At 69.0% G+C, this 11,909-nt stretch carries 15 protein-coding genes; 1 reads left to right on the top strand and 14 read right to left on the bottom strand.

Annotated elements, in window-relative coordinates:
* Positions 1-85: 85 nt before the first annotated feature.
* The 6 genes from ACZ61C_RS34370 to ACZ61C_RS34345 form a co-directional block, all read right to left on the bottom strand.
* On the bottom strand, positions 86-586 hold the full coding sequence (locus ACZ61C_RS34370) for a single-stranded DNA-binding protein (protein WP_465312038.1): 501 nt from the start codon (positions 584-586) through the stop codon (positions 86-88).
* Positions 587-985: 399 nt separating this feature from the next.
* Positions 986-2,029: a DUF4192 domain-containing protein gene (locus tag ACZ61C_RS34365; protein ID WP_465312037.1), complete on the bottom strand. Its 1,044-nt coding sequence runs from the start codon at positions 2,027-2,029 to the stop codon at positions 986-988.
* A gap of 56 nt (positions 2,030-2,085) precedes the next feature.
* The gene (locus ACZ61C_RS34360; RefSeq protein ID WP_465312036.1) at positions 2,086-2,523 is read right to left on the bottom strand and encodes a hypothetical protein; all 438 of its coding nucleotides are present in this window, start codon (positions 2,521-2,523) and stop codon (positions 2,086-2,088) included.
* 3 nt (positions 2,524-2,526) lie between these two features.
* The gene (locus ACZ61C_RS34355) at positions 2,527-2,715 is read right to left on the bottom strand and encodes a hypothetical protein (protein WP_465312035.1); all 189 of its coding nucleotides are present in this window, start codon (positions 2,713-2,715) and stop codon (positions 2,527-2,529) included.
* Positions 2,716-2,908: 193 nt separating this feature from the next.
* On the bottom strand, positions 2,909-3,199 hold the full coding sequence (locus tag ACZ61C_RS34350) for a hypothetical protein (RefSeq protein ID WP_465312034.1): 291 nt from the start codon (positions 3,197-3,199) through the stop codon (positions 2,909-2,911).
* Positions 3,200-3,229: 30 nt separating this feature from the next.
* Positions 3,230-3,463, bottom strand: a complete 234-nt coding sequence (locus tag ACZ61C_RS34345; protein ID WP_465312033.1) for a hypothetical protein — start codon at positions 3,461-3,463, stop codon at positions 3,230-3,232.
* A 217-nt stretch (positions 3,464-3,680) separates the two neighbouring features.
* Here ACZ61C_RS34345 and ACZ61C_RS34340 point away from each other — a divergent pair, with 217 nt between their 5' ends.
* Entirely contained in the window at positions 3,681-5,105 is a 1,425-nt protein-coding gene (locus ACZ61C_RS34340) for a pentapeptide repeat-containing protein (protein WP_465312032.1), read from the top strand.
* Positions 5,106-5,324: 219 nt separating this feature from the next.
* On the opposite strand, the gene ACZ61C_RS34335 is transcribed toward ACZ61C_RS34340, so the two are convergent.
* The 8 genes from ACZ61C_RS34335 to ACZ61C_RS34300 form a co-directional block, all read right to left on the bottom strand.
* Entirely contained in the window at positions 5,325-6,125 is an 801-nt protein-coding gene (locus tag ACZ61C_RS34335) for a hypothetical protein (protein WP_465312031.1), read from the bottom strand.
* Positions 6,119-7,420 (bottom strand): hypothetical protein, encoded by a 1,302-nt coding sequence (locus ACZ61C_RS34330; protein WP_465312030.1) that lies wholly within the window; start codon positions 7,418-7,420, stop codon positions 6,119-6,121. Before ACZ61C_RS34330 ends, ACZ61C_RS34335 begins: the two co-directional genes overlap by 7 nt.
* Before the next feature lie 578 nt (positions 7,421-7,998).
* Positions 7,999-8,178, bottom strand: a complete 180-nt coding sequence (locus ACZ61C_RS34325; protein ID WP_465312029.1) for a hypothetical protein — start codon at positions 8,176-8,178, stop codon at positions 7,999-8,001.
* 60 nt (positions 8,179-8,238) lie between these two features.
* The gene (locus ACZ61C_RS34320) at positions 8,239-9,273 is read right to left on the bottom strand and encodes a DUF4192 domain-containing protein (protein ID WP_465312028.1); all 1,035 of its coding nucleotides are present in this window, start codon (positions 9,271-9,273) and stop codon (positions 8,239-8,241) included.
* A gap of 82 nt (positions 9,274-9,355) precedes the next feature.
* Positions 9,356-9,598, bottom strand: coding sequence for a hypothetical protein (locus ACZ61C_RS34315; protein ID WP_465312027.1), 243 nt, complete (start codon positions 9,596-9,598; stop codon positions 9,356-9,358).
* Between the two features lie 170 nt (positions 9,599-9,768).
* Complete coding sequence (locus tag ACZ61C_RS34310; protein ID WP_465312026.1) at positions 9,769-9,993, bottom strand: hypothetical protein; 225 nt, start codon at positions 9,991-9,993, stop codon at positions 9,769-9,771.
* Positions 9,994-10,342: 349 nt separating this feature from the next.
* A complete protein-coding gene (locus ACZ61C_RS34305) occupies positions 10,343-10,573 on the bottom strand; it encodes a hypothetical protein (protein WP_465312025.1) in 231 nt (76 codons plus the stop codon).
* Positions 10,574-10,649: 76 nt separating this feature from the next.
* A complete protein-coding gene (locus ACZ61C_RS34300) occupies positions 10,650-11,672 on the bottom strand; it encodes a bifunctional DNA primase/polymerase (protein WP_465312024.1) in 1,023 nt (340 codons plus the stop codon).
* Positions 11,673-11,909 lie beyond the last annotated feature (237 nt).

Here is an 11,909-nt window from a genome sequence, read left to right as displayed (position 1 = left end):
TCCTCCCCCCCTCTCCCGGTGGTTGGGGGGGGTTGGAGTGGGGTGTGCGGGGGGGGGGGCGCCCCCCCCCCCCCCCCGGGCCCGATCAGAACGGCGGGGTGTCGCTGCTCCCGGCGCCCGCGCCGACCAGCTCGCGCTCGTCGGCCGCGCCCCACGGGTCACTGGCCGGGGTAGCCCCGGTGCTGGTGGCCAGGTCCGGGTTCACCTTCGAGGCGGCGTTCTTCGTGTTCTTGGTGACCGCGGCGGTGGCGTAGCGCAGCGACGGGCCGATCTCGTCGACGGTCAGCTCCATCACGGTCCGCTTCTCGCCCTCCTGGGTCTGGAACGAACGCTGCTGCAGCCGGCCCTGGACGACGACGCGCGCGCCGCGGGTCAGCGACTCGGCGACGTTCTCGGCCGCCTGCTTCCAGATGGTGCAGCGCATGAACAACGCCTCGCCGTCCTCCCACTCGCCGGTCGCGCGGTTGAAGGTCCGGGGCGTCGAGGCGACGGTGAAGTTCGCGACCGCGTTACCGGCGGCGGTGAACCGCACCTCGGGGTCGGTGGTGAGGTTGCCGATGATGGTCATGGTGGTGTCGCCGGCCATGGTGGCCTCCTGTGCTCGTTGGGGTGTGGAACGCGGCGCAGCCTGAGCACGCGGCGGCCGGGGGGCGCCGTCAGGCGACGTCCCCGGCCTGGCTCATCCGCCCGGTGTGAACCAGCCCGCTGCTCGACCGGCATCGGAGCTCGGGAAGGTATGGGGCTGGTTCACCCGGGCGGATCGGGCCAGGCTTCGGGGACGCACTGCCCCCGGCCGGGGTGTGCTTACCTTCGGGCGATCCACGACCCAGCGAGCCGGGGGAAGCCACTACCGGTGACACCCACCCGCCGTCGCGCCACCATCCGCGACGATGTCGAGCACGCGCGGCAGAAGTTCGGTCTGCGGACTGTCGCCGCACTCGGGGACGCTTCGGCGGGCGGCGCGACCGGCGTGGCGGGGTGGGCGTTATGCCTGGTCGATCGCGGGCTCGCTGAGCAGGGCGGCGCGGGTGTCGGCGCTGGCGTTCTCGAGCACGTGTCGGATCTCCGATGGTGCGACAGCGTGGTCGAGCACAGTGGAGAGCAGCAGCGTCATGGGGTGCTCGGGGTCGGCGTTCTCGAGCGCGATCCGCGCGACGGTTCCGCTGCCACGCAGGTAGGCGTGCACCGCGATGACGATGGCCAACTGGCCGGCGACCGGGCCGCAGCTGTGCCGCCACAGGTGCAGCACCAGGTTCTCGGCGGCCAGGCGTGTCGCGTCGTCGGGGACGGCGAGCAGCGCGTCGCGGAACGGCAGGGTGGCGAAGGTGGCGGCGAGATCGGCGATGGCGGCATCGTCGGCGGGTAGCTCGCCGTGGGCGGCGGCGCCGATCGCGGCGTCGGCGCGGGCCAGGCGGACGTGCGCGGCGAGGTGCCAGCTTTCGTCGAGGGCGGCGGCTTCGACGGCGTCGGTGATGTGGGACTGCAGACGTGCGCGGAGGTGCTCGGGCGCGGGGGTGAACCGTGCCGCGAGGGCGTCGCGGCTGGCGGCGATGGTGTGTCCGGCGAGGACGGCGGCCGCCGCGGCCGGGGTGGCCGCGGGGTCGGGCAGGACACCGGTGCGGTCGGCGTCGCGGTAGGAGCGCCAGCGCGCGCCGTCGGCGACGGCCGGCACGTGCACGAGGTCGACGTCGGTGAAGCCGTCTTGGGCCAGTTGCTCGATAACGCTGTCGACGTCGGCACCCAGGGGCAGCAGGTCGTCGCCGGTGGTGTCTTTGTCCCCCGCGTGGATGACGATGCCGATCACGCAGAAGACGGGCAGGTCGCCGCATTGCCGGTTGAACCGCCGCGCGCAGTCCTCGGCGTGGCCGGTGAGGCGGTTGAGGTCGATCGGGGCGAGCGGGCCGGTGGTGACCGAGTCGTCGTCTTTGGTGAGTGCGGTGATCAGCACCAGGGAGTCGTCGGGGATGAAGCCGAGCAGCGCCGGGAGGCTGGCGACGATGATCGTGGTGCTGGCGAGCGTGAGAGGCATGAGCGTCCTTCCGAAGAGGAAGGGTACGGGCCGTCGGAGGGGACCGGGTCGTGGCTTCAGTGGCCGAGTTCGGCGCGCAGCGTCTGGGCGGCGGTGTGGGCGATCCAGGGCGGTGACGGCCGTCGGACGTCCCGGCCTGAGGTGGGGATGAGTCCGTTGACCGCGACGCTCCAGAAGTCCGGCCAGGGTGCGGTGTCGGTGCGTTCGCTGCGGTAGATGACGATCACGTCCCGTCCGTCGTGGCGGCGGGCGCGGGCGGTGACCCGGATCGCGACCCGCGTCCGGTCGCGGCGTTGGACGGGCTCGTCGTAGAGCAGCGAGACCGGTGTCGCGGGCAGCGTCTGGCACAGCTCGACGAGGACACCACGGGCGACGTTCCAGGCGCCGAGGTCGTCGAGGCTGCCGCGGCGGGGGATGTTGCAGGCGACCGACTCGGGTAGCACGTAGGAGCTGCTCCAGTCGTAGGGGCTGAGCCACAGCTGGTTCTCGGGCATCGGTCAGACCTCCACCGTGGTGTCGTCGCCGACAAGATGGGGCTGGCGCGCGCATTCCGCGGCGCAGCTGCCGGGTTCCGCGGGGTCGGAGATGAGCCGGCGGCCACCGAGTTCGGTTTCGATCAGTCGGCAGGCTCGCTTGTAGGCGACGCTGGTCTGGTCACGGGTGTTGTGGACGGTGGATGCGGTCACGAGGGACCTCCGTGTCGGGTGCGGGTGACCGCGCCCGACCAGCACACCCGGGGGCCCGGCGCTCGGCAGCTCGGCGCGGCCGGGCTGCATGAGGCCGGCGCCGGGGTCCTGGGTGTGCTCTCCTGGCCGCGAGCGTCCGCGCCGAGGACGAGGTGCTCGGGCAGTTTCGATGCGGCCGGCGGGGCGTGGGGCCCTACTGCGGCTGGGGTGCCGCGGTGGGTCGGCGGGTGGCGTGATCGCGGATGACGCGGATGCTGTGGTCGTGCAGGACCTCGGCGTGGCGGCCGTCGTCGGGCACGTACACGAACGCGTCGGGATCGTCGATGTTCTTGGTGGTGAAGCAGAGCATGTAGTGGGGCCCGGCGGTGCGGGAGTCGCTGCAGATCTTCTTGGCGTCAGCGACGCTGACGCGCCACAGGACGCGTTGGCGGGTTGGGGTGGTGTGTTTGCTGGCGATGAACACCAGCGCTTCGCCAGACGGCACGGGAGTGTCCTTTCCGGATCGAGTGGATCGTCAGGAGCGGGTTCGCGGGGACGTGGTGACCGGGCGGATGCGCAGGTGCGGGGTGAGTAGGTAGCAGGCGGCGGGGTGGCCGTGGAGGGTGGCGACGTCGTAGCGGGTCAGCCAGACCGCATGCCAGGGCTCGGCGGGGGCGCCGAGGCGCCGGTCGACGTCCGCGCCGTGGACGGCGTCGGTGTCGATCGTGCGGGCGCTGGCGCGGTAGTGGCTGCGGCGCCCGGCGACCATCGGGCAGGGCGCGATGGTGTAGGCCGCGCAAAGCGGATTTATCTCGACAGAATGATGCGGGAAATTGGGTGGTTGGGCGATCACGGCGGCGACGAGTTCAATCGTCGTCTGACGATTGCTCACTAGGCCACAACCGGCCGCCGGTTGCGGCATGATTACCCACATGGGCAGTCCGTTGGTTCCGCTACCGCCGTCTCATCCGCCTCGCCTGCGCCCGTTGCACTGGACGTGGGTTCTCCTATCCGCCGTCGCGGTCGTCATCGTGGGGGCCGGCGTCGGCTGGTGGCTGTGGCGACAAGCCGACGGACTGGCCGCAGCGGATCTGGCGCGGATGCGCGTCGAGGCCATCCGCACCGGTCTTACAGCGGCAGGCGGCACCGGAGCTGCCCTTGCACTGCTCTTGGCAGTCCGCCGCCAACGCTCCACCGAGGTCGCCCTCAACCTCACCGACATCGACCTGGCCCAGAAGAAGGAAGCTGCCGCGGACGCTGCGCACGACGCCACCGAGCGGCGCATCACCGACCTATACACCAAAGCCGCCGAGCAGTTGGGCTCAGGCAAGGCGGCTGTGCGGCTAGCAGGCATTTTCGCGCTTGAGAGGCTTGCGCAGGGAGCACCGGAACTCCGGCAGACCGTGGTCGACCTATTATGTGCCTACATCAGAATACCCTCGTCAGCTGGCAAGGAACCCGGAAGCAACGCGACAAACGGCACACCATCGCGGCTGAGTTCCAGAGTGGCCGGGCGCCGCCAAAAGCCTGGGTCGCCTCCAGAGAGCCGGACGGCTTCTATCAGCGCAGGTGAGCTCGACGTCCGCGCCGCTGTACGAGACGTGCTACTACGTCATCTGCGCTATCTGAAAAAGAACAATCGCGGCTTACGGCTAGAGGACAAGTACTCCCAGGCAGACAGAGAGCATTGGGACGGGATCCAGCTGGATCTGTCGAACACCACGCTCGTAGACTGGGATTTCACAGCGTGCCGTATCTCGGTTGCCACCTTCGCCCACACCACCTTCGTTGGCTGCTGCGACTTCGGGCTCGCTGATTTCACCGTGGATGCGGACTTCACGGGTTCGACGTTCCGCGCCTCCGTATCGTTCTTTAAGGCGAAGATCGGAGGAACTGCGGACTTCAGCGGCGCGACCTTCCGTAAAGACGCTCACTTCGAGGATTTGGACGCCTCCGATGGAACCCTTTATTTCGAGGGGGCATCCTTCGAGGGGATGACATGGTTTGATGACGCAAATATAAGATATTCGGACTTCCGTCAAGCTGAATTCCTTAGGGAGTGCTACATGAATCGTGCCAGATTCGGTAGTGTCAGCTTCTACGACGTCACCTTCACAATCAAGGCTCGTTTTGAAGGGGCTACCTTTTGCGGTCAGGCAACGATCACTAGCGATCTCGCCATCCTTCAAGGTGCCCGGATCACGAAGATAAATCGCTTATGTCAGACGTGGCCGCCGTCCTACACCGTCGAAGCTCAGTCAGACGGATCCGGTGTGCTGGAAATGAAACATGACTGGAAACTTGGGAATGCACCGTCGGAGCGCCCGACTTTAAGAAGCCTCCTCGGCGACGCCCGAGAGCATTGGCCGACCGACCGAACCGCCCCTGGTGATTCAGGCTCGTCAGCATAGGGCTCGTGACGGCAACGCCTGCGCGATGAACCGGCCATCGGCCGTTCGGGGCGTCCCCCAGGGGACGACGGGACCGGCGAGGACCGGCAGGTGGGCAAGGCAGTGGGAATCGGAGGTGCCGACTCGGCGGAGCAGGGGTGGGAGGGCATGGTGGTCCCTTCTCGGCCGGGGTGCGGCGGCAGCCGCCGCACCCCGGCCAGCAGTCGAAGTGTGCGTGGGTCAGGCGTTGAGCACGGGTGCGACGACGCAGACGCAGTCGTCGAGGTCCTCGCCGCAGTCCACGCAGCAGACGCCGGCGAGCGATCGGTAGCACCAGGTTGGGCAGGGCTGGTTGTCGGCGGCGCAGAAGGGACACGCGCCGCACGCGAGGCACATCCCGGTCTCGGGATCGATGGCGTCGGTCACGCCGCAGTAGTGACAGCCGTCGTCCAGGCCCCACCACGCGGTCTGGCCGGGGTGACGGTCGAGGTAGTCGTGGTTGGAATACCAGACCTGGTTGTCCCAGTATCCAGCGCGCTCGTTGAACAGGTAGCCGTGGTTGGGGTAGCGCGGGTTGACGGTCAGGATGACCAGCTTGTTGGACGTGCCGAGCCAGGACTCGATGCGCCGCTGGGTCTCCGGGCGATCGAGGGCGAGGAACGGCTTCGAGGAGAAGATGTCGTCGGCGGCGATGCGGGTGTCCGACCGCGGATCACATCGCGACGGGTGTGCTTTCTTCGGCAGGATTCCGTTGTGGGCCAGGACGGTGCGGGGGTCGCCGCCGATCGGGAACGGGTGGATGTTGTCTTCGGTGACGGAGCCGTGGGTGGCGTAGCGGCTGTGGAACAGCGCGGGCTTCTCGGGGTGCAGGCCGCGCAGGGCGGCGAACTCGTCGATGACGGCGGCGGCGTTCATGCCGCGGCCGGTGATGATGCGGTCGCCGGCGACGATGGCGTAGCCGTGGCCGTCGTTGTTGTGCACGGCTCCGTTGGCCAGGGCGGCGGTGTCGGGCTGGATGCGCGCGGGAAGGTAGGTCAGCATGCACATGCGAGGTTCTCCAGTTCGGCGGTCAGCGGCGCGTACTGCGGACGGGTCAGCAGCCACTGGGTGAAGGCGGGCCAGGTCCACCCGCCGGCCTGGGTGATGTCGGGGATGGTGAGGTCGCGGGTGTAGGCGACGGAGGCGTCGGCGAAGGCGAGGGCGGCCTGCACGTGCTGGATGTCGAGGCTGGAGGCGAAGACCCGTAGCTCGAAGGTCTCCTCGGGCTGGGTGTTGATCGCGGAGCCGCGCGGGCCGTAGTACTTGCCTTTGCAGGCGTCTTTGATGTTGTCGCGTTCGGAGTCGCGGAACGCGGCGTAGCCGCTGGAGCGGCGGGCAAGGATCTGGACGTCGTCGGCGTTGCGGTAGACGAACTTCATCCACCGGAACACGTGACATGGCCCGGCGAAGGCGGCGCGGCTGATGTGGACGTGCAGCCCGTTGCCGTCGCCGCTGCAGCCGGCAACCTCGAGCGTCTCGAGCAGATGCCAGGGAAAGGAGTCCAGCGCCCAGCGGTAGGCCATCGGGTGGGTGACGAGCTCGAACCCGTAGCCGATGCTGCTGTCCTCTTTGAGGTAACCGAGGCCATCGAGGGTGTCGACGGTGTCGTCGATGCGGTCGGACAGGTGCCCGCGCGGGACGTTGATTTCCAGTTCGAACCCGAGGTAGCGGGGGCCGATGCCGTGGAAGACCGGTCGCGGCTTGTAGCAGTAGCCGTGCAGGTCCTCGTAATCGTCTTCATCGACGGTGTCGTGGTCGTCGCAGTAGTTTCCGCTGTCGATGAGGGTTGTGCAGTTGCGGCATTCCCAGTAGTCGAGCCGGTGTGCGCATTCGTGGCACATATCGCGGCCGGACTCGGTGTCGCGCAGGCCGTCGTCGTAGAGGTCGCAGTAGTCGCAGAGGTCGAAAACCTGGGCGCAGGGCGAGCAAAGCCGGCGGTCGTCGGTGGCGTAGAGCGGTTCGTGCAGTCGCAGCGACACAAGACCCGTGCAGTGGTCGCACGTATAAAACTCCTCGATCTCGTCGAGGGAGTGCGTCCGGCACAGGTAGCCGTTGCGGATGAGGATGTCGCACTGATCGCAGGTGCGATAGCGTCCGGCGCGCTCACAGAAGTCACAGATCCGCCCGTCGTCGTCGGTGGCTGAGGTGACTTCGGTGATCTGCCCGCATCCGCTGCACCGGTGCAAAGCGAGGACGCAACCTTCGCAGTAGACGGTTCCGGGCGTGAGGTGGAACGGTGTCGGGGTTGCGTTGCCGCAGTCGTCGCAGCGGACGATGTCGTCGACAGGTGTGGTCATGGCGGGTGGCCTTTCGCGCTGTAGACGTGAAAAAGGCGCCCCTCCCGGCGGAAAGCCGAGAGGGGCGCATGAGCAGAGGGAGGACCGGTAGCGCGGTGTTGGGTGTTCGGCGCGCACCGCGCTACCGGCCCTCAGGGACGGTGTCCCGGTCCAGGTAGGGAAGCCCCGGCCGGGACACCGAGTTCAGATGCATCAGCAGGCTGGTTGGCCTGGTGCGGTTCGTCGCCTGTGGACGGTTGCCGTTGTTGCTGTGGTGGCCTCCTGGGCCTCGTCGGTGTGCGGGACGCGACGCGGTCGAGCGCCCGCGGGCCCGGGGCGTGAAGCCCGGCGGGCTCGTCCGGCCGGTGTGAACCGGCGGTGGCAGACGCGTGTGTGCGCGCGGTGCCGCGGCGCCGGTTCACCCGCGCCGGATGTGGCCGAGCGCCGGGTTCAGGCGCCCCGGGACCGGGGTGCTGTGCTCTCGATGGCCTGCACGGCCGATGGTGCCGGGGTCGCCCTGCGTGGAATTTGATGTCCTGCCCCAACGCCGCGCGGAAACAGATGCCACTATCGGCTGTTAGATAACGGTTTCTGTGTAACTATTTCCGCCCTCGCAGGCGGACCGAGAGCGATGTGAGCAGCGTCGGGAGAAAGTAGAGCAGGGTGATCGACCCGATCACGATGACGAAGATACCGACGATGGTGATCGTCAGTTCGAGGAACTGCAGCGGCGCAGTGGGCGCGGTGTTCGTGCACGTGGACTCGAGTGTGGACTTCATGCGACGGGCCTTTCGTCTCGGTGGGGATAGTTGTGTCCATTGAGGAGCGTCAGATGTTGCCTAGGCTTCGGTGATGGGTGTGGTCAGCTCGGTGCGCGATTCCTGGGAGATCTTGGAAAAGTCGGGATCGACCGTGGCCGGGTCGATCCCGTTGCGGTGCATCACGCGGATGAGCCGGCTGAGCTGGGTCGGTCGTGGATCCTTGGCGAAGATCGCGGCGGCGGAAACGCTGTCGTGGCGCAAGAAAGCCGTCGCGGCGGCCAGGGCGGCCATGTCCGGTGCGTATCGCTCCGGGGCGTGTCGCCATAGGTGCAGCCACAGCGCGTGTGCGGCCGCGGCCCGCTCGGCGGTGGCCTGGGTGAGGTGGATATCGCGTATGCGGAGACTGGAGAGAGCGGCGAGGAGCTCGGCGATGACCTGCTCGTTGGTCGGCACGTGCCCGCCGGTGGCGGCGGAGACGGCATCGTCGAGCCGGTCCAGGCGCCGACGCAGGCGTGGGCGGTCGTCGGAGAGTTCTTCTCGCTCGACCTCGTCGGTGATCGGGTCGGCGAGAGCGCCGATTCTGTCACGGATGTCGGTGGGCGCGGGAAGGAACTGTTGCAGGAATTCGTCGCGGCTGCGGTAGACCCGGTTGCCCAGGGCGATGACGTGCGCGGTCATCGGTGAGGTCGCGTAGTCGGCCAGGGTGCCGGTGTGGCTCTCGACGTCGTAGCACGACCACGTGACTCCGGGGGTGAAGCCGGGCAGGTGCAGCAGCTCGATGTTGGTGTAGCCGCGGTCGTGCAGCTTCTGGGTGAAGGTGGCCAGCTCCGTGCGGTAGGGCAGGTCGGCGGTGTCGGTGGTGTCGTGCACGACGGCGCCGATGAGGCGCATGACCGGCTTCTCGGAGAGCGCTTTCTGCATGTACGCGACGACGTAGCCGGGGTTGTGGTTTACGGCGTCGAGGTCGAAGCGGGTGATCGGGCCCATACGCGCGGTGCCGTCGCCGCGGGCGGTGGCCGCGACGAGGACGAGCGATTCGTCGGGCACGTACCCCAGCGTGGCCGGAATCGCGGCAAGGAGGTCGGCGTCGGTCAAGAACATGGCTGCAGGCATCGGAAACCTCACGAGGTATCGGCGGAGTGTCGGACGGTGAGAAGGGACTGCGGCGGCGCGACGCACGGTGCACGAAAAGGGGCTACGGTGCCGGCGGCGTGGGCCTGTCGTCGCTGTTCGTCGGCACGGCGTTGCGCGCGGCTTTCGCGCGCACGCGTTCGACGACCGCGTTGCCCAGCGCGCCGAGGAATCCGATAAGCCCGAGCCTGACCCAACAGCCAAGGTAGGTATCGGCGAAGGTGAGGCTGAGCTGGACGAGCTGGGAGAACGTGGTGGTGAAGAACGCTGCCGGCGTGAAGCAGATGAGGTCGGTGTGGACGTGCACGATGGGTCGTTCCTTTCAGGCGGGGCTGGATGTCCGCGCCGGGCGCGGTTGACCAGCCGCGCCGGTGCGCGCCGAGGCCCCGGGTGCTCTGCACCCGTTGAATGTGGCGGGTGGTCTGGGCCCGGGGCCTCGGTGTGCTTTTCTGACGGCGGGCCAGCGCGCCGGGGCGGCTACGGGCCCTTGACCTCGGTTGCCTGCTTCAGTGCCTGCTCGGCTCGGCGCAGGAACGCGGTGAGCTGGCGGTGAGTGCCCTGGATCACGGCGACGCCGGTGTCGTGGTCGCCCACGAGCAACGCGGTCTCGCCGGCGGGAACGACTTCGGCGCCCACGTCGTCGCCCGGGTGCGCGACCTCGATCACCGAATCCGGCGGAACAGCAACGTAGCTGTCACTCATCGGCTTCCCCTGTGCTTCCGACGTGACGCTGCCGCGGCGGTCCCTGAGGAGGTCCGGCGCTGTCGGCGGATGCGTCGCAGTGCTGCCGGATGGAGCGGGGGGTCGGTGTGCTCGGCGACGTGCCGGATCAACGGCGCGACCGGCCGGGGACGGTCCTGCGCGAGCAGAGTCAAGGCCGCGCGAGCGGCGTCGTCCGATCGGTGCGTGGCGGTGTCGGCCTCGGTCCACAGCCAGCCGTCGAAGAAGTACCGCCGCTGGAGTCCGGCCGGATACGGTCGATGTGGGGTGTGCTTGTCGGATCATCGGGGTCGACCGCGGCGTCGTCGATGACGAGCAGGTCGGCGCCGTCTCAGCGGAACCTCAGGTGGTCGGAGGTGGCTTCGGCGGTGATGGCGACCCATTCGGCGACCACGCGCCGAAATCGGGGTGTCCCCGTGTAGAACTGTTTGCCGCTGGCGGTTTCGGCGATCAGCTGTGGTTCACCGAGCTGTGCGGGAAAGGCGGGTTGGCCGTCTCCGCTGATGAGCTGTTCGTCGGCGCGGACGGCGTTGTGGCTGTGCTGAGGCACGTCCTCGGGCATGGTGATCACCTCGTGTGTCTCAGGTGGATAGTGGTGCTGTCGAGGGGCACGTCGGGTGTCCCGTTTAGCTTGTGCGTTAGGGCGTTGTGGTTTCGGTGCGCAGCCGTTCCTGGGCGCGTGCGCGGCCGGCCCGCGGCGCGGGGCGGTCGGTGAGGACGCGTGGGTGTTCCCGTCCTGCGGCGATGCCGTCGCGGATGGTTCTGCTCAGCTCGGCGCGGTCGAAGTCGGCGACACCGAGGTGCCGACGTGCGGCGTCGGTCAGGTGCTGGGTGATCGCGGCGGCGCTGATCCAGCCGTTGCCGAGCAGCTCGCCGAGCGCGGCCGCGGCGGCGAATACCGTGATGTGGCGGTGGCCTTCGGTGGCGGTCGCGACGTTGCGGCACTCGGCGTCGAGGGCGGCCTGGACGTAGGCGGTGACCCGGCGGTTGGTCGCCGGAAGTCGCAACGGCGGGACAGCCTCCGGCGGTGGTGGAGGCGGGGGTGTGAGGGCGGTGACCAGCCAGGCGGGCAGGATCGCGACCGGCAGGTCCCCGGTGATGGTGTAAGGCACCGGCATGCCGTGGACGGTGGCCAGCGAGCCGGGGGCGGTGACCAGCGCGCCGGGGCCGCGGGTGTCGACGTGCCAGCCGAGCCCGCGGCCGCGCGCACCGACGGTGCTGCGCAGTCGCGACCCCGGCGGCCGGTGGAAATACCGGTGCTCGCCGCCGCGCGGGGTGGCCACGGTGAAGGTGTCGGCCGGGTCGGGCTCGCCGGCCAGCTGAGCCAGCAGCCCCAGGACGTCCCGGCCGTGGGTGACGCCGTGGCGGGCCCACTGCTCGGGGACCCGCCCGTGCGCTGCATCGAGGTCCAGCACCAGCAGGCTCGCGGCTCCGCAGCTGATCCCGACGTTGCACGTCGGGTAGCGGGTCCACCACCGGCGGATGCGGTCGGGGTCGCAGGTGGCCCGCTGCTGCCAGCGCTCGATGGCGGGCTTCTTCCCTCGGGGGACGAGCGGGAACACTGGCCATCCGCGCTCGGCGGCCTCCAGCGCGGCGTGGAGGAGTTCGTCGGTGAAGGGTCTGGGAGGGGCGATCGCGGCCGAGGTGATGATCGCTGTCATGGCATCAGCTCGGCAGTAACCAGGGCAGGTCCAGGGGTGACGTGGCGAGGCCGGGCGATGCCGGTGCTGGCGAGGTGGACGTGCTGGATATTCGGCCGAAGATGCGGGTGCATCGGCAAACTCCGTTCTGCGCCGTGGGCACGCCGCGCGGCGCGCGCGACGCGGGCGGCGTGGAGGACAGCGACGGCAGGGGCGGGCCCGGCACGAGGTGTGCGGGCCCGCCCCTGTCCGGCGACA

This window comes from Amycolatopsis sp. NPDC104587, from assembly GCF_055583645.1.
Note: the sequence above shows the minus strand (reverse complement) of the source record. Positions and strands in the feature narration are given on the sequence as shown.